Raw genomic sequence first — 25147 nt, forward strand, 5'->3', positions numbered from 1 at the left:
ACCATGAAAAATATTCTCGTAACAGGCGCCAATGGTCAGCTCGGCAACGCCCTGCAGGCTATCGCCGGTCAATATCCTGAATTCCAGCTGTTGTACACGGACAAGGATACGCTGGACATTACCAGCGAGGAAGCTGTGGAAGCCTTCTTTTCGCGGCAGCCCGTTCATGCCGTTATCAACTGCGCGGCCTACACGGCGGTAGACAAAGCGGAAGAGGACGAGGAAGCCGCCTTCCTGCTCAACTTCCAGGCGCCGCTGATACTGGCGGAAGCCGCCGCGAAGCATAACAGCGCCTTCATTCATATTTCCACGGATTATGTGTTTGACGGCCGGCATTACCGGCCTTATACGGAAACCAGCGAAACCTCCCCGCAAAGCATTTACGGCGCCTCCAAGCTCCGAGGCGAGGCCGCGGTACTGGGTTACCATCCCAATGCGGTGGTCATCCGCACCTCCTGGCTGTATTCCCGCTACGGGGTGAACTTTGTGCTGCGCATGCAGCAGCTGATGCAGGAAAAGGAAAGCCTGAATGTGGTGTACGACCAGGTGGGCACCCCCACTTATGCGCCGGACCTTGCGGCGGTGATCCTCACCATATTGCAGCATCCGGAGCCGGCCGGGGGTATTTACCACTACAGTAATGAAGGGGTAGCCAGCTGGTACGACTTCGCCATCGCCATAAAGGCCCTTACGGGCGCTTCCTGCCGCATATCTCCCGTCACCTCGGAGCAGTACCCCACCCCGGCCCAACGGCCCGCTTACAGCGTTCTGAACAAGGAAAAGATCAAAGCTGCCTTCGGGATAACGATCCCCTACTGGAAAGACAGTCTGGCAGTATGCCTCGGGAAATAGGGAAGGACTGCCATTCCGGCTCCTTTTTGGGCTGCTGCGCACTTCTTTGTGCTGCTGCGAGCTTTCGCCGGGAGTTGCCGTGAACTTTCTGCGGGGAAATCCGGGAGTTGCGGTGAACTTTCTGCGGAGAAATCCGGGAGTTGCTGCAGAACGTTCTGTGGGGAAATCCGGTATTCGCCGGGAACCTTCTGCGGGGAAATAACGGTCAGCCGGCGGAACCGGTTTCACTGACGATCCGGCCGTCCTTCATAACCAGCTGGCGATCGCTCAGGGTAGCAAGCTCCTCATTATGGGTAACGATGATAAAGGTCTGCGCAAACTGGTCGCGGAGCCGGAGGAAGAGCTGGTGCAGCTCCCGGGCGTTCTGCGAATCGAGGTTACCGGTAGGTTCATCCGCCATGATCACCGCCGGATTGTTGATCAGGGCCCTGGCTACGGCCACCCGCTGCTGCTCCCCTCCGGAAAGCTCTTTCGGGCGGTGATCCAGGCGGTCTTTCAGCCCCAGGGTGTCCAGCAGGAAGGCTGCCCTCTCCTTTACCTCACTTTTCTTTTTGCCGGCGATAAAGCCCGGGATACACACGTTCTCCAGGGCGTTGAACTCCGGCAGCAGGTGATGGAACTGGAAAATGAAGCCGATATGGCGGTTGCGGAAATCCGCCAGCTTCCTGCCATGCAAAGCGCGGGTCTGCACCCCGTTGATCCGGATATCTCCCCCCGTGGGGCCGTCCAGCGTGCCAAGGATGTGCAGGAGGGTGCTTTTACCGGCTCCGGACGATCCCACGATGGCCACGATCTCCCCTTTACTGACAGAAATATCCACTCCTTTCAGCACTTCAAGGTTGGAATAATTTTTGGTAACATTGCGAGCAATCAACATATCCGGATAAACAATTGAGCCTTTAAAATAGTAATAGTTGTTTATTTCAAATTAAATAATACTTTTGCGAAAATTTGGAAAAGTAAAAATTATATACGATGTACTGGACCTTAGAATTAGCTTCGTACCTGGAGGATGCTCCATGGCCGGCGACAAAAGACGAACTCATAGACTATGCCATCCGTTCCGGTGCACCTATCGAAGTTATCGAAAACTTGCAGGAACTGGAGGATGAGGGAGAAATTTACGAAGGGATAGAAGATATCTGGTCTGATTACCCGTCTCAGGACGACTTCTTCTTTAATGAAGACGAATATTGATTGGTATCCCCGGTTAGATCTCCTATGCTTTTGTGACTGAAAAAATTAAACCGTCATGGTAAGTGAATTTCCATGACGGTTTTTTTTATTGTTAAGGAAAGTATCCCTGTTATTCTTTTTCCATTTGCTCCATGACCGGGTAAGAAATGCCGGTGAAGGAGAACCCGCCGTCATGGAAGAGGTTCTGCATCGTCACCATCCGGGTATAGTCGGAGAAAAGGGTAACGGTATAGTCCGCACACTGATCTGCCGAGGCATTGCCCAGCGGGCTCATTTTCTCCGCATAGCTGATGAAGCCGTTAAAGCCTTTCACGCCGCTGCCGGCTGTGGTGCGGGTGGGAGACTGGGAGATGGTATTGATGCGCACTTTGTTTTTGATGCCGTAGTGATATCCGAAGCTGCGGGAGATGGATTCCAGCAGGGATTTGGCATCGGCCATATCGCTGTAGTCCGGGAAAATACGCTGTGCGGCGATGTAGGTAAGCGCCACTACGGAACCCCATTCGTTCAGCGCATCCAGTTTATAGGCGGTTTGCAGTACGCGGTGCAGGGAAAGCGCAGACACGTCCAGCCCCTTGTGAAAGAAGTCGTAATCCAGATCGGTATAGGGTTTCCCTTTACGGACGTTCACGCTCATGCCGATGGAATGCAGGATGAAATCGATCTTTCCTCCGAAATGTTCCATGGCTTTGGTGAACAGGTTATTCAGGTCTTCCAGGCTGGTGGCATCGGCAGGTATTACCGGGGCATTGCAGGCGGCAGCCAGTTTGTTGATCTCACCCATCCGCATGGCGATCGGGGCGTTGGTCAACACGATCTCCGCACCTTCCTGTACACAGCGCTCAGCTGTTTTCCAGGCAATGGAATTCTCATCCAGCGCGCCAAAAATGATCCCTTTCTTCCCTTGTAATAAGTTGTGAGCCATTGATTAAAATTTGGGCAAATTTAGCAGTTAAAGTCGAAAATCGAAATATATGTATGATGAATACTATTATTGGGCGACCATCTCGCGGGCGTTCTCCATTGCCGCGGCGGTTGGTTTTTCGCCTCCCAGCATCCGTGCAATGGCGGTTATGCGTTCGTCCTGCGTCAGCAGGCGTACATGCGTGCTCACCTTCTCTCCTTCCATCTGCTTGTACACGAAATAATGCGCATCCGCTTTCCCGGCCAGCTGTGGCTGATGGGTGATGCAGATCACCTGGTGACCGCGGGCCAGCTCTTTCATGATAATGCCTACCTGTTTGGCGGCTTCTCCGGAAATACCGGTATCTATTTCATCAAAGATGAGGGTGGGCAATGCCACGGAGCGGGCTACGAGCGATTTGATGCAAAGCATCAGCCTGCTCAGCTCACCGCCTGATGCTACCTTGCGGATCGGCGCGAACTGGTTGCTCTTGTTGGCATCGAACAGGAACTCGATGGCGTCCTGCCCGTGTGCATGCAACGGCGCCTGCCGCAGGTCCACTTTTATCCGGGCATTGGGCATGCCTACCTGTGCCAGCAGGGCATTTACTTTCTCTTCAAATGGCAGCAGCTGTGCCTGCCGCTGCTGAGAGATCAGCACGGCTTCCTGCTGCAGTACAGCTTCCAGCCCGGCAATCTGTTCTTCCAGCGCAACCAGGCGTTCATCCAGGTTCAGCACATTATCCAGCGCAGCCTGCAGCTGATCGCGGATGGCCAGCAGTTCCTCCGTTTTCTGTACATTATGTTTCTTCTGAAGCTTGTATAGCTGTGTCAGCCGTTCGTTCAGCTGCTCCATTTTCTCCCCGTCGTATTGCAGGCCATCGTTCAGGCGTTCTATTTCCGCGGCAATGTCCTGCAGCTCCAGGTAGCTGGATTGCATCCTTTCCGCCAGCGCCGGCACTTCCCGGTGAAAACCGGAGAGGGTCTGCAGCGATGCCTGTAACTGGCGCAGCTGCTGCAGAACGGGTTGTTCGTCTTCTTTCAGCTGGAAATAAATGCGGGTGAGCGTGCCTTTGATCTCTTCGGAATGGCTGAGCGCCTGCTGTTCGGCTTCCAGGGATTCCATTTCCCCTTCCTTCAGGTCGGCTTCCAGCAATTCATCCAGCAGGAATTTATTGTAGTCGGATTCCCTGTTAGCATGATCCCGTTGCTGCAAAAGTTCTTTTAGTTCCCGCTGCAACCGCGCGTATTCATGGAAACGGCGGGTATAGGCGGATAGCTGGTCCTGGTGAGCAGCGAGAGCATCCACCACTTCGCGCTGAAAACCGGATTTTTCCAGTTCCAGCGTATCGAACTGCTGGTGCAGATCTACCAGCATCAGGCTTAAAGCGGAAAGCTGGGCGAGATTGACAGGAGTGTCATTGATGAAGGCCCGGGATTTACCGGCTGCGCTGATCTCCCTGCGCAGGATCACCTGCTCGTCCAGATCCAGTTCATGTTCTTCAAAAAAAGCCTGTACCTGCTTCTTCTTTACCTTGAATATGCCTTCGATCACACATTTCCGGGATTTGTCGAACAGTACGCCGGGGTCTGCCCTTTCTCCGAGAATAAGACTGAGCGCCCCGAGGAGAATAGATTTGCCCGCCCCGGTCTCGCCGGTGATCACGTTCAGGTTCCCGGCGAAATCAATCTCCAGGTGGTCTATTATCGCATAATTCTGAATGATCAGACGGTATAACATAAGATGTAAAAATCCTTGTGCAATATCTTAATATAATTCGTAACGCCGGTCACTATTTTTCCACCTTTCATCTGTCCGCGACGGCCCCGGGGCGCCTATTTCCCGTCGAGGCGCAGCAGGCCCGACTTGGCGCGCTGGTCGAGGGAATTTTTATAATCATGCCCTTCCATATCCATGCAGGCCTGGAAGGACTGCCTTGCTTTGGTGCTGTTCCCGGACTTCTCATAGATATATCCCAACTGCAGGGCGGACCGTGCAGCAAAATATTCCGGGCGGTTGCTGCCGAGCTTTACCGTGGTCTCATACAATCTGATGGCATTGTCATCCTGCCCCATTTCATCATAAATGCGGGCCAGGCGGTAAGCAAATTCCAGTTTCTCTTCCACCGTAGCAAAGTCGTTTGCGCGTTTGTCGAGCAGAAGGTTGAGGGCCTGTTGATAAAATCCCCCGTCACTCATCAGCCGGGCGCGCAGCAGTAAGGGATTGGGCCATTTGCCGTTCTTCGCTTCCTTCTGTGCCTGCTTGTCGGCATCCGTTTCCTGGTTGCCGCGCTGCAGCACCATCGCCCGGTATTTGCTGGCGGTAGCCGCATCCCCTTTCAGATAATAGGCCCAGCTCAGCCGTTGCAAGGCTTCTTTCACGTAGAACTTGCCCCTGAACTCGCGTACAAACCGTTCCAGGTAAGTGATGGCATCCGCATCCTGCCGCTCCAGCTTCAACAACCCCATCACATAATCATGATAATGTATCGTTGCGTATTCCCTGCTGTGATTGCGTTCAGTCAGTATCCTGATACCCTGCTCCGCCTTCTGGTCGTTCAGAGACAGATTGGCCACCATCAGCGCAAAGAGGTAATTGTTGCGGATATCCAGCTGTTTCTGCCGGATGAACTGCCACAGCTGTTCCGGTTTGTTCTCGATGAACAGTTTCAGGTAACAGTAGTAATAATAGGATTCTTCCCGGAAGATCGCAGCTGTGGGATCGTTGCTGTCTATCACGCTTTGCAGCAACTGCATGCCCTGTTTGATGCTGCCGCGCAGGCCAAGGATATTCGTGATCCATTTGTAGCCTTCGGGGATGGTGCCGAAGACGGTCTGCATGGAGCCGATGATCATATTATTGGGCAGGAACTGCGGGAATTTCTTCTGATTGTCTTTCAGGGTGAAGTAGGCTTTGCGGATCTCCCAGGTGGCATCCCATTTCTCGCTGAATTTCACTTTCACCATGGCCCACTGGAATTTGATCACGGCCTGCGTATAGAGATGATAGGGCGATCCCTTCGGCCCTTCGGCCATAAGCTCCAGGCGCGTTGCGCGGAATTTGCGCTGGCGGGCATATTGCGCCGGGTCTTCATTAAAGAAAAGCGTAAAGAAATCGATGTAATTATCAATGAAATAGGGAATGAGATTGTCGGGGTCCGATCTTTTCTCTTCTTCCAGCAGCGCCCTGCCGGCATCCAGCCGAAGCTGCATGACCGCATCGTAAGCTTCCCGGCAACGTGCGTTGAAATCATAGTGTTTCTGCCGCGCACTTACGTTAACGGATATACTGAAAAAAAGCGTGATGACGAAAAGAAAACGCATAGGGGCAAAAATAAGGAACTCCGCGCAATGGAAGTGCGCGGAGTTCTTCAAAATAGTTTGCTGTCAGCAGCGTTTATCAGATCGTTACGGTGGCTTCGAGGTCGTTATCCACTACAATACGGCCACAGTGCTCACATACAACGATCTTTTTACGGTGACGGATCTCTGCCTGCCTTTGCGGGGGAATGGCGTTGAAGCAACCGCCGCAGGAATCGCGGATCACGGTTACCACAGCGAGACCGTTGCGATAGTTCTTGCGGATCTTTTCATATGCCTGCAGTAAACGGGGGTCTACCTTGGTGCGGGCTTCCTCGCTTTGCTTTTCGAAAGCGCGCTCTTCGTTGTCAGTTTCGCTGATGATCTTTTCCAGTTCGCCTTTCTTGTGCTTCAGGTTGGTTTCCTTATCGGCTACCGCCTTTTTGGCCACTTCCAGGATGCGTGCTTTCTCTTTCACTTCTTCATTGGCGTCCTTGATATGCTTTTCAGCCAGTTTGATCTCCAGGTTCTGCATTTCCACTTCTTTGGAAATGGCTTCAAACTCGCGGCTGTTCTTTACATTGTCCTGTTGCTTCTCGTATTTCTTCACCAGCGCCTCTGCTTCCTTGATCGCCGCTTTTTTGGCCGCCACAAAGTCCGTGATGCTCTTGAGCTCGTCTTCGATATGCGCCTGGCGGTGATTAAGGCCTTCAATCTCGTCTTCCAGGTCCCGCACTTCCATCGGCAACTCCCCTTTCAGGATCTGGATTTCATCCAACTTGGAATCGATTTTCTGTAGCTTCAGTACAGCAACCAGTTTTTCCTCGACGTTGTATTCTTTAACAGTAGCCATGTATTATAAATAATTTACCGGGTTTGTATTGATGGTAGATTTTAGAGGCGCAAAATTACGGAAATTTTCCGTCAATATATGATAAAATAAGTCCACTGCGAACTGTTCGCTCTCAAAATGTCCCACATCTGCTATAATTAATTGATTTTCAGCATCAAAAAATTCATGGTACTTGAAGTCGGCTGACACATAGGCATCCGCTCCGGCGCTTTTGGCCTTTTTCAGCAGAAAACTGCCTGCCCCTCCGCAAACGGCTACGGTCCTGACCGGTTTCCCCCGCATTGGGGTATAACGCACGCATCCGGTCCGGAACCTTTCTTTGACCAGCCGCAGGAAGTCCATTTCCGGCATTTCCTCCGGCAGGGTGCCTATCAAGCCCGATCCGGCCTCTGCGTATTCATTTTCCAGTTTCACGATATCGTAGGCCACCTCCTCGTAGGGGTGGTGCTGCAGCATGGCCCGTACCACCCGGTCTTCCAGGTGGGCGGGAAAGATCACTTCGATCTTGGTCTCCGGCTCCAGGTGGCGCTCTCCGGGTTTGCCCACGTAGGGGTCCGTATTGGCAGCCCCTTTGAAGCTGCCGGTACCATCGTGATAAAAGCTGCATTCCCCGTATTTGCCGATATGGCCTGCGCCGGCGGCAAACAAAGCCGCCCGCACGATCTCCGCATCCGCCACCGGTACAAAAGTGAACAGCTTGCGCAGCAGTTCCTTTTTGGGAGCCAGCACTTTCGTTTGCTGCAGGCCCAGCTGCTCCGCCATCATGGCGCTGACGCCTCCCCGCACATTGTCCAGGTTCGTATGGGCCGCATATACTGCAATATCATGCTTTATGGCCTTGATGGCCACCCTTTCCACGTAGTTGCCGCCCGTGATCTTCTTCAGCCCTCCAAAAACGATGGGATGATGAGCGATCACCAGGTTGCAGCCTTTTTCGATCGCTTCATCCAGCACAGCTTCCGTAGCGTCCAGGGTGAGCAGTACTCCCTTCACCTCCATACCGGCATTACCGAACAACAGGCCGGCATTATCATAGGATTCCTGGTATGGCAAGGGGGCAAAAGTTTCCAGTATTTGTATAATATCACGGATGATCATAACTTAATATAGATTTGTAAAAATAAATTTGTTTCGATGACTGTGCAAAAATCAACCCCGGCGCTTTACGAAGAATACAGCGCGAAGATGCAGAAAATAGCCGATGTCCGCAATGCTATGGCCGTTTTGGGCTGGGACCAGGAAACTTATCTTCCTCCCGCCGGCGCCGCTTTCCGCGGACAACAGCTGACCACGCTGAGTACCATTGCCCATGAACTGTTCACCGAGCCGGCCCTAGGCGACCTGTTGCAGGAGCTGCGCCAGCGGGGTGACCTGGACTCCGTACAACAGAAAAATGTAGCGCTTTCCCTCGAAGACTACGAAAAGAACCGCAAATATCCCGCCGCGTTCGTGGCGGAGATTTCTATCGCCACCAACATCGCTTACCATGCCTGGATCAAGTCCCGCAAGGAGAATAGCTTCGAGACCTTTGAGCCTTCCCTGAACAGGATGGTGGAATTGAAAAAAAGGGAAGCGGATATACTTGGGTACAAAGGGCATCCTTACAACGCCCTGCTGAATGAATACGAGAAAGGGGCGGATGTGCAGATGCTGGATAAAGTGTTCAGCGATGTAAAGACCTCCCTCCTGCCCCTGCTGCAACAGATCGCGCAGCAACCGGTGCCGGACAATAAATTCCTGCACCTTCATTACCCGAAAGACCTGCAATGGCAGTTCGGGCTGAACCTGCTCAAGGCGATGGGATACGATATGAATGCCGGCAGGCAGGACGTGTCCGAACATCCCTTCACCACCAGCTTTTCCCCGCAGGATGTAAGGGTGACTACCCGCATTGATGAAAAAGACCTGGGCAATATGACCTGGAGCTGCATTCATGAAGGCGGCCACGCCCTTTATGAGCAGGGCCTGCCTTCCGAACAATACGGCCTGCCCTGTGGAGAAGCCGCCAGCCTCGGTATCCACGAATCCCAGTCGCGCCTCTGGGAAAACAATGTAGGGCGGAGCCTTATCTTCTGGCAGCACCATTACGGCCACCTGCAAAGCCTTTTCCGCCACAACCTGCTGGCCGTGCCTATCCGTGACTTCTACCATGCTATCAACCTCGTGCAGCCTTCCCTCATCCGCACGGAAGCGGACGAGCTGACCTATCACTTCCATGTGATGATCCGCTACGAGATCGAAAAAGGCCTGATCGGCGGCACCCTCGCAACAAAGGACCTGCGGAACATATGGAACCGGTACTACAGCGATTTCCTGCAGGTAAAAGTGCCGGACGACGTACGGGGCGTGCTGCAGGACATCCACTGGTCCCACGGCAGCTTCGGTTATTTCCCCACCTATTCCCTCGGCAGCTTCTACGCCGCGCAATTCTACGCCGCCGCTAAAAAGCAGGTGCCTGACCTGGAGCACAACATTGCGGCCGGTTCTTACGACCGTCTTTTGCAGTGGCTGCGTGAACAGGTGCATGTACACGGGCGGTTCTATACTTCCAATGAATTATGCGAACGGGTAACGGGAGAAAAGCTGGAATTCCGCTATTTCCTGGATTATGCGAAAGAGAAATTCGGGGGGATCTACAACCTGGGTTGAGGGTAAAAAGTTGGATTTTGGGGATTATGATCCCCAAAAAAGGCTGATTTTGGGGATTACGATCTCCGAAAAAGATATTTTCCGGCATGCATTAGCGGCATAACCGTCATTTCATCGCCGCCAGGAACGCTTCCATGGTCACCAGCCCCTCTTTGCGCCAGACCTCCTTTCCATCCTTATACAACAGGAACGTAGGCAGGGTGCCGGCGTTTATTGTTTTCATCACGTCAGCATCTTTGCCGCCGTCAACATTCACGCGTTTCAGTTTTTTGTCGCTGACCAGCTGCTGTACGACCGGTTCCATTTTCCGGCAGGGAGGGCACCAGGCAGCGCCTACATCCACCAATACCCATCCTTTAACGCTGACGGCGGATGCGTATGCGCTGATGGTCATCTGCGGGTTCTTGTCACTACCGGTCAGCGTTTTCCCGGCTTTCTTCCAGGAGATGATACCACCTTCCATTTCCACCACATTCGTATAGCCGTTGCTGCGCATCCACTTTGCGGCAGCGGCGCTGCGTCCGCCGCTCAGGCAGTAAATATAAACGGGCTTGTGTTTGTCCACATGCCGGATACGGCTGAAAAACTCTTCCTTATTGGTAAAATCCGCCTGCAGGGCATCGGGGAGATACCCTGTCCTGAACTCTTCCGCAGTGCGCACATCCAGCAGCTGTACGCCGGGCTTGTGCATACCTTTTTCAAAGGCATCCGGTGAAACCTTCTCCTGCGCCTTTGCTGCCACCCAAGTGAGCATTACAAAAGCGAATAAGCATATTCTGTTCATACGGCAAAGCTACCGCCTTTTGGAAAGATTATCCAGTTTCCGGAAGTTGATGAATACTTCCTTGCCCTGGCGCGCGGGAAATGAGTTATGGCAGGGTGCGAAGGTCTTGAAATGGAAGTAGGGTTCGAACATCCGGCGATACACTTTGATACTGCCGCCGAAGGGGGGGCCGGATTCACCGAACTCGCGGTTGAACAGTACGCCGATCAGTCTGCCCTGTTGCCAGAGCAGATCGTACATATGCCGTGCATAGGCCTGGCGGAGGGCAGGGTCCAGTGAACTGAGGAAAGTCTGCTCAATGATCAGATCATATTCTGATTCATGTTCAAAAAAATCGCCCGTTTCGAATTTGATGCCGGTATGCTGATGTTCACGCTTCAGCTTGTCTATCAGCACAGATGAAATATCCAGGACCGTTACATCATGGAAATCATTGTCCCATAAATACCTGGCTTCGTAACTGTTCCCTCCTCCGGGGATCAATATACGAAGATGTTTGTTGGGCAATTGATCAATATAGCTTTTTACCGGAGGGGAAACCTCTCCCAAGTCCCATTCCGTTTCGCCCCGCTCGTAGCGTGCGTTCCAATAACCTTTGTCTAATGCAGGCATACCTGATCTCTGTTTGTACTTTAGCTCAATAAGGGGGTTAAATGCATTGATTATGAAATGCAAAACAATCCTCCCGGGAGGCAAATAAATAATAAATCAGGTAACCGCTTGAAAACATTATGTTAACGTAGACAGATAATTGTTTTTTAAATATTAATTTTATGGAGTATTAAGATAGGAGCATATTTACCCATATACCTGTGCTATAACCATTCCATGAACCACCACCTACTCAGGAGCCTTAAGTGGCTCTTTACCATGACCATATCGCTGGTGCTTGCTGCGCCGGGTAATACTGCGTTCGCCCAGACCGTTGGTTTTACGGCAGACAGAACGGAAGGATGCGCCCCGTTGACCGTTTCATTCACCAATACTTCCGATGCCGGCGGTACGGCGTATGACTGGAATTTCGGGCTTGGCGCCAATGCCACCACCCGCGATGCGGACAAGATCTTTACCGTTCCCGGCACGTATAACGTTGTATTAACAGTCACCTACCCTTCCGGGCCCAGGTCCGTTACCCATACGGTGACCGTGCACGCCAATCCCGTAGCCGCCTTTTCCGTAACGCCGCAGCAGGGTTGCACGCCGCTGAATGTGCAGTTTACAGACCAGTCCACTCCCGGTTCCGGCACCATCACCAGCGTAGTGTGGGATTTCGGGGACGGGATCACCTCTTCCCAGCCGAACCCCGCGCATACCTATACCATTGGCGGCAGCTTTTCCATCTCCACGATCGTGACCAACAGTCATGGTTGCACGAATGGATTGACGCAGCCGAACCTGATCAATGTCGGCCAGACGCCGAATATCGATTTCACCTCCGATGTTGCCAGCAGCTGCGTTACGCCGCTGACCGTGAACTTCATGAGCAGCGGGCCGGGCGGGCTGACGTACAGCTGGGATTTCGGGGACCCGTCTTCCGGGGTGGCCAATACTTCCACCATTCAGCATCCCACACACGTTTATCAGCAGGAAGGAAGATATACCGTTACGCTCACGGCCAGGGATGCCCAGGGTTGCGAAGCCGTGGTGACAAAGCAGTCCTACGTGACCATTGAAACCACCAGGGCGGATTTTGAGCCGCTGCAGCCTCCCTGCTCCGGTACGAACGTACTGCTGGAGAACACCACGATGCCCAGGCCCACACTTTCCACCTGGACGCTCCCTGACGGCAGCACCAGTTTTGCCACAGACCTGCTGTATTATTTCCCGGCGCCGGGAGATTACACGTTCACCCTTACTTCCGGCCTGCCCGGATGTATGGAAACCATTACAAAAACGATCACCGTGCACGAATCGCCGGAAGTGGATTTTATCGCCACGCCGCCGGCAGGCTGCGCTGTTCCCTTCACCACACAATTCTCCGCACAGACCACCAATGCCACCGCCTGGCAATGGACGTTCGGAGACGGCACCACCGGCAATACCGCCAATCCATCACACACCTACAACAACTTCGGTGAATATGACGTAACGCTTACCGCATCCAACAGCTTTGGCTGCGAGGCGACGGTAACACGGCCGGATTACATCCGCATCGCGCAGCCGAGGATGCAATTATGGGCATCAGAGGAAGAGGGCTGTATTCCGCTGAACACCAATTTCGGCGCCACCATGCTCGCCGGCGGCCCGATCGTTTCCTATAGCTGGGACCTCGGGGACGGCACTACTTCCACCGCTCCCAGCCCCGCCCACACCTACACTACACAAGGCGTTTTCACCGTAAGGCTGACCGCTGTAGTGGCCGGCGGCTGCCAGGTCACCGCCCAGATGAATGTTCGTGCCGGAGAAATACCGGTGGTAGAGTTCGATGCGAACCCCAAAGCCCCCTGCGCCAGCGACCCCGTCACCTTCACCAACCTTTCCACGCCCCCGGGCACCGAATGGGAATGGTCCCTTCCGCGGGACGGCGCGGTGCTGACACAGGAGAACCCTACTCACATCTTTCAGCAAACAGGGCTGCATGACGTTTTTCTTACGGTCAGCAATTACGGCTGCCGAAGAACACTCTATAAACCCGATTTCATTACCATATATCCGCCTATCGCCCGTTTCACCACCACGCCGGATTGTGTGAACCGGCTGAATGTTCAGTTCAACGATGCGTCCGACTTCGGTCCTGACCCCACCACCTTCCGCAGCTGGCGCTGGGATTTCGGGGATGGCAATACCTCTACGGAACAATCCCCGCTCCATACCTACGCCTCCACCGGGGAGTACCAGGTGAGGCTTTTTGTCAGCAACGGCAGCTGCGACCATGAGGTGATGATGAATGTGAGCGTGATCGATGAAAGGCCGGTGATCAGTGTGGATGATGACGAGATATGCGCCGGGGAAGCCGTTACCTTCTCCCGTACGGGCATGAACGAAGCCAACATGGTGTACTGGCAATGGACCTGGGGAGACGGATTTTACGCGCCGGAGGGCGGCGCCAATATTTCCAAACGGTACGATCAGCCGGGCAACTATACGGTGATTTTTTCGGGAAGGGACCGCCTCAACTGCCCCGTGAACGCCAATACGCTGAACATCCAGGTAAACGGCATCACCGCGAATTTCAGCTTCTCCGGCCGCAACTGCGATGGCGACGATATCGCCTTTACTGACCAGTCCGTTTCCGCCAATGGTTACAGCGTTACGGAGTGGGCCTGGAATTTCGGGGACGGCACACCTGTGGAATCCCCGCTGACCAGACCGGTTGACTATGAACATGCTTTCGCGCAGCCGGGCACTTACAACGTGCGGCTGCTCGTGCGGGACGATGCCGGTTGTGAGGCCGCCATTACACGCCCGGTACCGGTAACCGGCGTTACCGCAGAGTTTCAGGCGGCGCCGGTGGCCTGTATGAACCAGCCGACGCTGATCAGGAACAATGCTACGGGCAGCAACCTGACCTATGCATGGGACTTCGGCAACGGCGCCACCGGCACAGCGCCCAATCCACAGCCCGTTTATACGCAGCCGGGTGAATACACGGTGTCCCTCACCGTTACTAACGATATCGGCTGTACGGAAACGATCGTGAAGAACGATTACATCCGTGTACCTGACCCGCAGGCGCGGTTCACTATTCCGGCCGATCTGCCGGTATGCCCGCCCATCCTGGTACAGTTCACCAACACCAGCAGCGGTCATGAACGCTCGGTATGGGACTTCGGGGATGGCAGCCGCTCGGACCTTGCGGCGCCTTCCCATGTGTACAATCTGCCGGGGACCTTTGCCGTTACGCTCAATGTTTATTCCGAAGGGGATTGCGTCAGCACGGCTACCGGGGAAGTGGTGATCAAAGGCCCGATAGGTACCCGTACCATGTTGCCCCGGATCGGCTGCCTTCCGCATGACGTGACGCTCAATGCCGTGTCCAACAATGCGGTACGGTATATCTGGGACATGGATAACGGTACCGTACGCACGACAACGACCAATTCATTCACCTACAAATACGAGCAGGCCGGTGTGTATTACCCGCGTGTGGTACTGGAAGATGATCAGGGCTGCCGGGTGCCTGCCCAGGGCCCGGAAGACAGCATCATCGTAGACGAAGTGAGGGCAGATTTCACCATCGATGCCAGCCAGGCCTGCGACTTTGGATATGTTTTCTTTACCAATAACAGCACCAGCATGTCCAACACCCGGCATGACGAACCGAATACCTATCAGTGGGATTTCGGGTACGACAGCCGGACGGACGATGTGAGCAGCGAAGCCAGTCCCGCCTTCCTGTACAGCGGCGTTGGCACCTATCAGGCCCGCCTGATCGTAACCAGTGTGCATGGTTGTGTAGATGAGGTCACGCAGGAGGTAACGGTGGAGCCAAGGCCGGAATCGGCCATTGCCCCGGTGATGCCCGTCTGCCTCGGGGAACCGCTCCGCATCACCGGCTCTGAAGGCAAAAACCTGCCCGGCACCGGCTGGCAATGGCTGGTGGACAATGTCGTCAATAATGCCACAGGCACTTCGCTGCAGCTGAATTTCACGGAGCCGGGCACGCATGATATACAACTGGTGATCCGGAATCCCAACGGCACCTGTCCGGATACGGCGCAAACCACCGCCAATATCAATCCCCTGCCGGTGCTGAACGTCACACCGGAGGAAAGCGTACTATGCCTCGGTGACGACCTGCAGCTTTTATCCAACGGCAGCCCTGCCCAGTTCACCTGGACGAACTATAATATTTCCGATGCCACCGCCGCCAACCCGGTAGTCAGCCCCGCAACAGATACCACCTATCACGTGCAGGCCATCAACCAGTTTGGCTGCATCCGGAGTGACTCCGCGCGGGTTACCGTGTCCCTCCCCTTTGAAGTGAGCGCTGCGGATGCCGTGATCTGTGATGGCAGGCAAACCCAGCTGCATGCGAACGGGGCCGTGCGTTACCAGTGGATACCTGCTGCAGGATTGAGCCGCGCCGATATCGCCAGCCCGATGGCCAGCCCTTCCACCACCACCAGCTACCGCGTGGTGGGCTATGGCAACGATGCCTGCTTTACGGATACCGCGGATGTGCTGCTGACCGTACACCCTTCCCCTGAACTGGACCCGGGGCCGGCCAGGGTAGTGCCCACCGGCACTGAGCTGCTGCTGAACGTGAGCGGCAGTCCCGATATCGTGCAATGGCAATGGTACCCGGACATGTGGCTCAGCTGTGCCGATTGCCCCGCCCCCATCGCCACACCGCGCGAAAATGTGACCTACAATATCACGGCCACTAACCAGTACGGCTGTACGTCCATCGCGCTGCTGCCGGTAAAACTCGTCTGCGAAGGCAGCAATATATTCATTCCCAATTCCTTCAGTCCAAACGGAGATGGGCAGAACGACATCTTCTACATACGCGGGCGCGGTGTCAGGAACATCAAGTCCTTCAAGATATTCAACCGCTGGGGGCAACTGGTCTTTGAAAGGATCAATTGCAATGCGGACGATGCCTCCTGCGCCTGGGACGGCCGGTTCAACGGACAATTGCTGGCGCCGGACGTATATGTGTACACGGCGGAGATGACCTGTGACAATAATGAACCGATGCTGATGAAGGGAAATGTTACGCTGTTGCGGTAAATGATGGTTATATCCAAATAATATTATAAATTTGAAATATATTTAACCTATAGTATTCCATATCCTGAAGAAATGTCCCACATCCCTGCACCTCATATGAAAGACCTGTGCATACGGCATGGCAGGAAGCTGCTGGCGGTGCTGAGCCTGCTCCTGTCGCCCGCCATGCTGAAGGCGCAGCAGGCGGCTTTTACTTATGATGTTACACCTGTAAACCAATGTTCACCTGTGTCAGTCACCTTCCATAATACGAGTACCGGTACACCGCTTTCCCTGGTCTGGGATTTCGGGAACGGGAGGAGTTCCCGGGAGCCGGACCCTGTGGTGCATTTTGACACGCCCGGCCCGGTAACGGTTACGCTGACCGCCTGGTATGCCGGCAGTACCAGCAGCGTCAGCCAGAGCCTGACGATCTATCCCGGACCGGTGGTGGACTTTACGGTGAATAACCGTTATGCCTGCGGGGCCTATACGGCAACTTTTACGGACCTGACGCCGGGGGGTGTGGAGCGGACCTGGGATTTCGGGGATGGTACGCCCCCGGTGACCACTTCCGCAGCCACCGTGCAGCATCAATATACCGGTATCGACACTTTTGATGTGAGCCTTACCGTTACTAACGCCAACGGCTGCGCGCAGACCCTCAGGAAAGAAGGTTTCATCCTGCTGGCAGCGCCGGAGATAACGGTCAGCAATACCGGCCTGCAAGGGTGCATCCCCTTCGATGCCAGCTTCAGCGCCGGTGTTGCCACCATCAATAATGATCCGGTAGCCGCCTATGCCTGGACGTTCGGGGACAGCCATACCGGAAATACCGCGCTACCGGCCATTACGCACCAATATACCGCCACGGGCAGCTACGATGTTACCCTGAGCGTGACCACGCAGCAGGGATGCACCGCCACCCGTACTTTCCCCCAAATGGTGAGCACCGGCACACCGCCGCAGCAGGTAACCTTCACCGCCACCCGCACAGACGACTGCGCCGGTACCAGCACCCGCCTGCTGGCCTCTGCCGTCAATGCAGATCACTACCGCTGGGACTTCGGGGACGGTACAACGCAGGAAGGAACGGCATACGACATCAACCACATTTTTCGTGCAGGCGGTAACGTTACGATACAAATGGCAGCGGGCTCCAACGGGTGTTACACCAACGCCCCCGCGGTGAACCTCACCAATCTTGGCCCGGTAGCGGATTTCACGTTCCAGCGCCGCTGCGATAACAAAATGGCCTTTGATTTCACCAATATTTCCACCGGCTCGCCGGACGATACCTACGAATGGGACTTTGATGACGGCAGCCCCTTGAGCAACAGCATCCACCCGCAGCACATTTATACCACAGGCGGCACCTACACTGTGCGCCTCACCGTGCGGAACGCGGCGCAGCAATGCGTCAGCACGCTCTTTAAAACCATCCAGGTATTCACGGCGGATTTCCATACCGGCGTTGGCACCATCTGCCGGAGCAGCCAGGTGCCTTATGGCGTGGTGCATGTGCCCAACACCCTGGTAGACACATACGACTGGCGGTTCGGGGACGGTTCCGTGCTGGCCACCACGGAGGAAGACATCCTTAAAACCGTGCATAACACCGGCGTCTACACGGATATGCTCATCATCCGTTACAAAGACCCCGCCTATTGTCCTGATACGATCATCAAGCAAAACCACCTGACCGTCATTGCACCCGAAGCGGGGCTAACGGTATCTGGCAATGCCTGCGAAGGGCAACCCGTGACATTTGAAGATATTTCCATTCCATCGCCCAATATCCCGCTGACGGAATGGCATTGGGACCTTGGCAACGGTGTGCGCACTTCCGGCCAGGAGCCAGCGCCTGCGGTGTACCCTACCAGCGGCGTGTACCCCGTAAAGCTGGTGGTGACGGATGCCCGCAATTGCGTGGACTCCACGACCATCCAGATCACCGTCCGCCCCACGCCGGTCATGCATGCTGTAACGCCGCAGGAAAAGATCTGTGAAGGCAACAGCGTGACATTGCAGGGCATCAGCAATGCAGCCGTTCAATGGCAGCCGTTTTACCAGATCAGTTGCCTCAATTGCGACAACCCGGTGGTAAGCCCGCTGATCGATACCGCCTATATAGCCACCGCTGTTAACACACACGGCTGCATGGTCAGCGATACAGTACGGATCAATGTAGTACCGGAAGTGCACCTGACCGTAAGCGCGGATACCGCCATCTGCAGCGGCATGAACGCACAGCTCCGGGCCTATGGCGCCGCGGCTTACAGCTGGACGCCGGCGGATGCCACGATCATCGGCGCCAATACCGCCCTGCCGGTAGTAACCCCCACCGCCAATACCACTTACACGGTCAGCGCCAGCAATGATGCAGCCTGCCCGGGCGCTACAGCACAGATCGATGTGGAAGTGAAACCGGTGCCAACCGTCAATGCCGGGGCAGACCAGGTGGTGACCGTGGGCAGCGTGGTGCAGCTGTCGCCCGTGTACAGCAGCGATGTAGTGAGCCTGGAGTGGAAACCCGCTACCTATCTCGATTGCGCCACCTGTGCGGAAACGTTCGCCACCCCGCGCCAGTCCATGGACTATGCGCTGGAAGTGACCAATGACCAGGGCTGCAAACGCACGGATGTGCTGAACATCAAGCTGGTCTGCGACGAGAGCGTAGTGTTCTTCCCCAATGCGTTCTCCCCTAACGGTGATGGTATGAACGATATCTTCTATCCCCGCGGCAAGGGCATCCGTACGGTGAAGTCACTGCGGATATACAACCGCCTGGGGCAGGAAGTGTTCCGGCGGGAGAATTTCAATGTAGAGGACATGAGCATGGCCTGGGACGGCAGTTTCAAAGGGAACAAACTGGCGGCGGATGTGTACATCTACATGGTGGAGCTGCTTTGCGACTCCAACGAGACTTTTCATTTAAAAGGCAATGTAACTTTATTACGATAACAACATGAAAACGCTGAAAAGCATGAAAAACAGGTGGAAGGCTGCGATATTGGTGTGCTGTTGCTGCGGGGCCCTTGAGGGCGCCGCGCAGGATATTCACCTGTCGCAGTTCGCTGAAACGCCTATTCTGCGCAATCCCGCGCTGATTGGCATTTTCAACGGCGATATGCGGATACAGGCGGTGTACCGCAACCAGTGGAACAGCGTGACCATTCCGTACCAGACGGGAACGGTGAGCGGCGAAATGAAATTCCCCGTGGGCAATTACAGCGATCACGTTACCGCCGGCATGCAGCTGACCTATGACCGGGCGGGCGCTTCCCGCCTGCAATCCGTGCAGATACTGCCGGCCATCAATTACCATAAATCACTGAGTGAAGATAAAAGCAGTTTCCTGTCCCTGGGTTTTATGGGCGGCATCGTACAGCGCCAGTTCGATCCCACCCAGCTGACCTTCAACAACCAGTACACCAATGGCCGGTTCGACCCCTATTCCCCTACCGGAGAGGAAGGCCGCCTGGCAAAGATCGGGTACACCTACTGGGATGCCGGCGTGGGCATGAGTTATAACGGCGTGCTGGGAGAAGCCACCAATTACTTTATCGGCGCAGCCTATTACCACTTCAACCGCCCGAAAGTATCGTTTTACAATGATGAGGCAGTGGAGCTGGACCCGAAGCTGAGCATCAACTTCGGCATTACCGTTCCCGTCTCCGAACGGGTAAAGGTGATCGCCCATTACAACCAGCTGCACCAGGGCGCTTACCAGGAGTACATCGGTGGGGCCATGATCGGGTACGGATTGATGGATGAGGGACTGGAATCTGACCGGGGGATGTACGGCGGCCTGTTCTTCCGGTGGAATGACGCGGTGGTGCCGATGGTACGGCTGGATATGGGCACTTATGAAATAGGGGTAAGCTATGATGTGAATGTTTCCCGGCTGCGGACCGCCAGCCAGGCCATGGGGGGATTTGAACTGTCGATGGTATTCAAGAGCTTTCTCAACAGCCGCAATTCAACACTCAATAGTGTTGTTTGTCCAAGTTTTTAGCCGAATGTTAAAAAGCGTTAAATATTTCAAAAAAACAAGGCCCGCTGTACAATATTTGGCGTACCGTTTGTTATATTTACAATAGGATCAAAACCAAAAACATTTGGCTAATATTTAAAAAAATCGTTATCTTTGGATACTATGTTGAAAAACTTTACTCTCTTTTTATTTATTGCGCTCTGTACCATATCCGCTCCGGCGTGGTCCCAAAGCACAAAACCACTGTCAAACGATAGTGCGAGTAAGGTTATTAAAGCATATCCCAATCCCGCATCCACGAAGATATTTCTGGAACTCCAGCGTAATAACGATAAACAATATGAAATTATTGTTTACAACTTCCTCGGGAAGAAAGTAGACCACTTCAAGAATATCAGCCAGCGTACCCAGGTAAACCTGGATAATTACTACCCCGGTATTTATATTTTCCAGTTGAGGGACAAGGATGGAACGCTGGTGGAATCGGGAAAATTCAATGTCGTCAAGTAGATCGTCTTACGATCCTCATATAAAAAAACGGGTGCGTCAGGAACTGATGCACCCGTTTTTTATGGGCAAACCGGGTGGATAATGCCATCTGGCCCTGAGATCACCCACTGCATAACCGTAGTATCCCCATGGATCCCCCCGGTCAGTGGCATTGCGGATACGAAATAATCAACTGAAATATGCTCCCCGTCACGGAAACGGCAGCTTGTCCGCCTCCGTTACTGCACTTCCACGATCAGGAACTTCAGGTAGGTCGTATTTTCAATATTCCAGAGTATCGGATGGTCCTGCGCCTGGGTCATGAAAGTGACCTGCCGCAACTTCTTGCGGGCGTCTTTCGCAGCCATGTCAATGATCTCCAGGAAAAGGGAGGGATCTACCAGGTTGGTGCAGCTGGCGGTGACCAGGAAACCTCCGGGTTTGAGCAGTTTCATGCCGCGCAGGTTGATCTCTTTATAACCGGTAATGGCCTTCTGGATGTTCTCCCGGCTTTTGGTAAAGGCCGGCGGGTCCAGGATCACCACATCAAACTTCCTGTCTTCCTTCGTCCATTGCTTCAGCTGATCGAATGCATTGACCGCAATGAATTTGCAGGTATCCTGCAGCCCGTTCAGCTCCGCGTTCCGGCGGGCAGTGGCTACGGCATGCTCCGAAATATCCAGGCCCAGCACGCTTTTAGCGCCGTAATGCCCGGCATGGCAGGAGAAAGTGCCGGTGTAACAGAATGCTTCCAGCACATCGGCCCCTTTTACAATATGCTGAATGGCCCGGCGATTGTCCTGCTGATCAAGAAAATAACCGGTTTTCTGCCCGTTTTCAATGTCTACATGAAAACGGAGACCGTTCTCATTCAGGATAATATTGGTATCAAAAGGCGCGCTTAAAAAGCCCTTCTGCTGGGGCAGACCTTCCAGTTCCCGTACCGGCACATCATTCCGCTCATAGATGCCTTTGGGTGAGAATATTTTTTCCAGCGCGGCCACGATAGCCGGTTTCCACCGGTCTATACCCAATGCCAGCGTCTGAATGACCAGGTAGTCGTTGAATTTATCGATGATGAGGGCGGGCAGTTCATCCGCCTCCCCGAACACCAGGCGGCAGTTTTCCACATACCCGATCTTTTGCCGGTATGCCCAGGCTTTTTCCAGCCGGTGCAGAAAAAAAGCGTCGTTGATCTCCTCGTTGCGGTCCCGCGTCAGCAGGCGCACCAGTATCTGGGACTGCGGGTTGATGTATCCCCGGCCCACAAATACGCCGGTATGGGTGAACACATCCACGATATCACCGGGGCTGACCGCTCCTTCCACCTGGCCCACTTCATTGCCGAAAATCCAGGGATGGCCCAGTAAAACCCTGTTCTGTATCTTCTTTTTAAGAAAAACCTTTGTCATGTATTTCATTTCGCAGGCGCAAAGGTACGCTTTCCGGCGATCTTGCCGAATCCTGCCAAATTGTCCCGTCCGTCAGCCTTGGCAAAATTATTGTCCGTTGTACCTTTGCAGACAATTTATACTATCATGACAGAAAAAGATCAAGACATACAGGCAAATGGGCAGCCGGAGGATTTTATCCCGAATATCAATGCAGACGAGAACCAGAGCGGATCTACCCATTTGAATGATGCCCTGCCCGAGGAAAGTGAGCTGGAAAAAGTGCGTACGGAACTGGACGAGCTGCGGAAGAAGTACCTCCTGCTGAATGCCGATTTTGACAATTTCAAGAAACGTAACGCCAAAGAGCGTATCGAATTGATAAATACCGCCAACAAAGAGGTGATCATTGCCCTGCTGGATGTGCTGGATGATTCGGAGAGAGCGGCCAAGCAGATGGATACCGCTACGGATGTGAATGCCCTGAAAGACGGCGTAATGCTTGTTTTCAACAAGCTGCACAGCGTGCTGCAGGCTAAAGGCCTGAAGCCTATGGACAGCCTTCAGCAGGAATTTGATGCCGACCTGCATGATGCCATCACAGAGATCCCTGCCCCTGCCGACGAACTGAAAGGCAAGGTACTGGACGTATTGCAAAAAGGCTATTACCTGAATGACAAGATCATCCGTCATGCCCGTGTAGTCGTGGGTAAATGACGATGTGACAGCTATTTATTGTTGATATCAAATAACGGCCCGCTCCGGTGAGTGGGCTTTACAAGTGTATAAGAACATGTCCACCAAAAGAGATTATTACGAAATACTCGGGGTTTCCAAAACTGCTTCGCAGGATGAGATCAAGAAGGCTTACCGCAAAGTAGCCATGCAGTTCCACCCTGACCGTAACCCGGGCAATAAAGAGGCGGAAGAAAAATTCAAGGAAGCGGCTGAGTCCTACGAAGTGCTGAGCGATCCGGACAAACGGGCGCAGTATGACCGTTTCGGGCATGCCGGCGTGGGTAACCGCGGTGGATATGGCAGCGGCCATATGAATATGGATGATATCTTCTCCAATTTCGGGGACATCTTCGGGGAAGATATCTTTGGCAGCTTCTTTGGCGGCGGTGGACGTTCCGGTGGCGGCCAGCGCCGGGGCAGAGGTACCCGCGGCAGCAACCTCCGGGTAAAGATCAAGCTCAATTATGAAGAGATCGCCAAAGGCGCCAATAAAAAGATCAAGGTAAGGAAACATGTCACCTGCACTACCTGTAACGGGCTGGGCGCAAAAGACAGGAATGCATTCCAGACCTGTACCACCTGCCAGGGCTCCGGCCAGGTACGCAAAGTCACACAGACCTTCCTCGGCCAGATGCAGACCGTTACCACCTGCCCTACCTGCAACGGCGAAGGCCAGGTGATCACCAATAAATGCACCACCTGTAAAGGAGAAGGCCGTCAGTACGGAGAAGAGACCGTATCTATCGACATCCCCGCAGGCGTAATGGAAGGCATGCAGCTGAGCATGAGCGGAAAAGGCAATGCCGGCGAAAGAGGCGGCTCACCGGGAGACCTGCTCATTCTCATCGAAGAAGAACCGCATCCCGACCTCCAGCGCGAAGGGCTGAACGTGGCATACGACCTGCATATCTCTTTCCCCGATGCGGCCTTCGGCGTACAGCTCGAAGTACCTACCATCGACGGCAAAGCCAAGATCAAAGTGCCCGCAGGCACCCAAAGCGGCAAGATATTCCGCCTGAAAGGCAAGGGCTTCCCCGCCGTGAACAGCTACGAAAAAGGCGACCAGCTCATTCATGTGAATGTATGGACACCGCAAACGCTGACCGCGGACGAAAAAAGCATGCTGGAAAAAATGCAGGACTCCGGGAACTTCAAACCCAATCCCGAAAAAAGCGATAAAGGATTTTTCGAAAAAGTGAGAGATATTTTCAGTTAAGCTATACGCAGGCTGGCCCAAAAAAGGCCAGCCTTTTTTTATCCCGCTAACCGCCGCAGCGGCTCGTATTTTCCACATTCCTTTTGGAACAGATTACCGCTTTGCCCAACATTTCAATCCGCTTATCTTTGCTCCCATGTCCGACAAATTCCAGATGTTCGAGAACCGCCTGGCGAAAGTGCTGAAACACCTCCGCAAAACCGCAAAGCGGCAGGGGATCACCTGCTTCCGGTTATATGACCGCGACCTGCCGGAGTTCCCGCTCATCATCGAACTGTATGAGGACAAGGTGTATGTGGCCGAATACCGCAGCCAGCACGGCCTTGATGACGAAGCATATGAGCAGTGGCTGGAAAACAGCCTCGATGTGATCGCCAAAGTGCTGGAAGTATCCCGCAACGATCTCTACCTTCGTACCCGTCAACGTAAACAGGACCGGCAAAGCCAGTACGAAAAGCTGGACTTCTCCAAAGAAGAGCTGATCGTGCAGGAAGATGGATTGAAATTCAAGGTGAACCTGTCGGATTATCTGGACAGCGGCCTTTTCCTCGACCACCGCATCACACGGCACATGGTACGGGAAGAAGCGAAGGATAAAAAGGTGCTGAACCTCTTCTGCTATACCGGCTCCTTCTCCGTGTATGCCGCAGCGGGAGGCGCCGCCACCGTCACATCCATCGATCTATCCAAAACCTACCTGCAGTGGGCGGAAGACAATATGCGGCTGAACGGTCTTTTCGATCCTGCCAAACATCAATACATACACGCCGATGTGCTGCAATACCTGGATGAGCTGAAGCTGAATACTTACGACCTGGTTATACTTGATCCGCCCACCTTTTCCAACAGCAAGCGCATGAAGGATTTCCTGGACATCCAGCGAGACCATGTGGAGCTGATCAACAAAGTATTGCTGGCTACCCGCAAAGACGGCGTGATCTACTTCTCCAACAACCTCCGCCGGTTTGAGCTGGATGAAGCGAATATCGCAGCATCCGCCATCCGGAACATTACGGCGCAGACCGTGCCTTTCGATTTTCAGGGCAAGCTGTTGCGGCATTGTTTCCGGATCGTGAAATAGTTTTTTTGCAGGCATTACCGATGCGCTTTTGCCAGCATCATT

The 25147-nt window shown here is 53.9% G+C and carries 19 protein-coding genes; 10 read left to right on the forward strand and 9 right to left on the reverse strand.

Features of this window, described 5'->3' with window-relative positions:
- Window positions 1-3 precede the first annotated feature (3 nt).
- Window positions 4-852: a dTDP-4-dehydrorhamnose reductase gene (rfbD, locus tag FW415_RS23410; RefSeq protein WP_148389529.1), complete on the forward strand. Its 849-nt coding sequence runs from the start codon at window positions 4-6 to the stop codon at window positions 850-852.
- 205 nt (window positions 853-1057) lie between these two features.
- Here rfbD and FW415_RS23415 read toward each other — a convergent pair whose 3' ends face one another.
- Entirely contained in the window at window positions 1058-1729 is a 672-nt protein-coding gene (locus FW415_RS23415; RefSeq protein WP_148389530.1) for an ABC transporter ATP-binding protein, read from the reverse strand.
- A 98-nt stretch (window positions 1730-1827) separates the two neighbouring features.
- Between FW415_RS23415 and FW415_RS23420 the strand changes: the two genes are divergently transcribed.
- Window positions 1828-2049 (forward strand): DUF2795 domain-containing protein, encoded by a 222-nt coding sequence (locus FW415_RS23420; protein WP_012794455.1) that lies wholly within the window; start codon window positions 1828-1830, stop codon window positions 2047-2049.
- Between the two features lie 109 nt (window positions 2050-2158).
- Here the strand turns inward: FW415_RS23420 and FW415_RS23425 are convergent, their stop codons facing one another.
- From FW415_RS23425 to FW415_RS23445, 5 genes are all read right to left on the reverse strand, one after another.
- On the reverse strand, window positions 2159-2974 hold the full coding sequence (locus FW415_RS23425) for an enoyl-ACP reductase (protein ID WP_148389531.1): 816 nt from the start codon (window positions 2972-2974) through the stop codon (window positions 2159-2161).
- Window positions 2975-3040: 66 nt separating this feature from the next.
- Window positions 3041-4693 carry a DNA repair protein RecN gene (gene recN, locus FW415_RS23430; RefSeq protein ID WP_148389532.1) on the reverse strand — a complete coding sequence of 551 codons (1653 nt, stop codon included), beginning with the start codon at window positions 4691-4693 and terminating at the stop codon, window positions 3041-3043.
- A gap of 95 nt (window positions 4694-4788) precedes the next feature.
- Window positions 4789-6276, reverse strand: coding sequence for a tetratricopeptide repeat protein (locus tag FW415_RS23435; RefSeq protein ID WP_148389533.1), 1488 nt, complete (start codon window positions 6274-6276; stop codon window positions 4789-4791).
- 76 nt (window positions 6277-6352) lie between these two features.
- The gene (locus FW415_RS23440; RefSeq protein WP_148389534.1) at window positions 6353-7105 is read right to left on the reverse strand and encodes a zinc ribbon domain-containing protein; all 753 of its coding nucleotides are present in this window, start codon (window positions 7103-7105) and stop codon (window positions 6353-6355) included.
- A 3-nt stretch (window positions 7106-7108) separates the two neighbouring features.
- Window positions 7109-8203, reverse strand: a complete 1095-nt coding sequence (locus tag FW415_RS23445) for a Nif3-like dinuclear metal center hexameric protein (RefSeq protein WP_148389535.1) — start codon at window positions 8201-8203, stop codon at window positions 7109-7111.
- A 36-nt stretch (window positions 8204-8239) separates the two neighbouring features.
- Between FW415_RS23445 and FW415_RS23450 the strand changes: the two genes are divergently transcribed.
- On the forward strand, window positions 8240-9754 hold the full coding sequence (locus tag FW415_RS23450; RefSeq protein WP_148389536.1) for a carboxypeptidase M32: 1515 nt from the start codon (window positions 8240-8242) through the stop codon (window positions 9752-9754).
- A gap of 106 nt (window positions 9755-9860) precedes the next feature.
- Here the strand turns inward: FW415_RS23450 and FW415_RS23455 are convergent, their stop codons facing one another.
- Together FW415_RS23455 and FW415_RS23460 are read right to left on the reverse strand one after the other, a co-directional pair.
- Window positions 9861-10508, reverse strand: coding sequence for a rhodanese-like domain-containing protein (locus FW415_RS23455; protein ID WP_168208956.1), 648 nt, complete (start codon window positions 10506-10508; stop codon window positions 9861-9863).
- A 39-nt stretch (window positions 10509-10547) separates the two neighbouring features.
- Entirely contained in the window at window positions 10548-11150 is a 603-nt protein-coding gene (locus FW415_RS23460) for an SAM-dependent methyltransferase (RefSeq protein ID WP_148389538.1), read from the reverse strand.
- Between the two features lie 216 nt (window positions 11151-11366).
- Here FW415_RS23460 and FW415_RS23465 point away from each other — a divergent pair, with 216 nt between their 5' ends.
- The 4 genes from FW415_RS23465 to FW415_RS23480 all read left to right on the forward strand — a co-directional run bounded on the left by FW415_RS23465 (window position 11367) and on the right by FW415_RS23480 (window position 20700).
- Window positions 11367-16214 carry a PKD domain-containing protein gene (locus FW415_RS23465; protein ID WP_148389539.1) on the forward strand — a complete coding sequence of 1616 codons (4848 nt, stop codon included), beginning with the start codon at window positions 11367-11369 and terminating at the stop codon, window positions 16212-16214.
- A 96-nt stretch (window positions 16215-16310) separates the two neighbouring features.
- Window positions 16311-19157 carry a PKD domain-containing protein gene (locus FW415_RS23470; RefSeq protein WP_168208957.1) on the forward strand — a complete coding sequence of 949 codons (2847 nt, stop codon included), beginning with the start codon at window positions 16311-16313 and terminating at the stop codon, window positions 19155-19157.
- 4 nt (window positions 19158-19161) lie between these two features.
- Window positions 19162-20211, forward strand: a complete 1050-nt coding sequence (locus FW415_RS23475) for a PorP/SprF family type IX secretion system membrane protein (RefSeq protein ID WP_148389541.1) — start codon at window positions 19162-19164, stop codon at window positions 20209-20211.
- 141 nt (window positions 20212-20352) lie between these two features.
- The gene (locus tag FW415_RS23480; RefSeq protein ID WP_148389542.1) at window positions 20353-20700 is read left to right on the forward strand and encodes a T9SS type A sorting domain-containing protein; all 348 of its coding nucleotides are present in this window, start codon (window positions 20353-20355) and stop codon (window positions 20698-20700) included.
- A 218-nt stretch (window positions 20701-20918) separates the two neighbouring features.
- Here FW415_RS23480 and FW415_RS23485 read toward each other — a convergent pair whose 3' ends face one another.
- The gene (locus FW415_RS23485; RefSeq protein ID WP_148389543.1) at window positions 20919-22091 is read right to left on the reverse strand and encodes a class I SAM-dependent rRNA methyltransferase; all 1173 of its coding nucleotides are present in this window, start codon (window positions 22089-22091) and stop codon (window positions 20919-20921) included.
- 126 nt (window positions 22092-22217) lie between these two features.
- Between FW415_RS23485 and FW415_RS23490 the strand changes: the two genes are divergently transcribed.
- From FW415_RS23490 to FW415_RS23500, 3 genes are all read left to right on the forward strand, one after another.
- Window positions 22218-22787 (forward strand): nucleotide exchange factor GrpE, encoded by a 570-nt coding sequence (locus FW415_RS23490; protein ID WP_148389544.1) that lies wholly within the window; start codon window positions 22218-22220, stop codon window positions 22785-22787.
- A 76-nt stretch (window positions 22788-22863) separates the two neighbouring features.
- A complete protein-coding gene (dnaJ, locus tag FW415_RS23495; RefSeq protein ID WP_148389545.1) occupies window positions 22864-24024 on the forward strand; it encodes a molecular chaperone DnaJ in 1161 nt (386 codons plus the stop codon).
- 136 nt (window positions 24025-24160) lie between these two features.
- On the forward strand, window positions 24161-25105 hold the full coding sequence (locus FW415_RS23500) for a class I SAM-dependent methyltransferase (protein ID WP_148389546.1): 945 nt from the start codon (window positions 24161-24163) through the stop codon (window positions 25103-25105).
- The last annotated feature ends 42 nt before the right edge of the window (window positions 25106-25147 follow it).

Origin of the sequence: Chitinophaga sp. XS-30 (assembly GCF_008086345.1) — a bacterium.
Taxonomy (GTDB): Bacteria; Bacteroidota; Bacteroidia; order Chitinophagales; family Chitinophagaceae; genus Chitinophaga.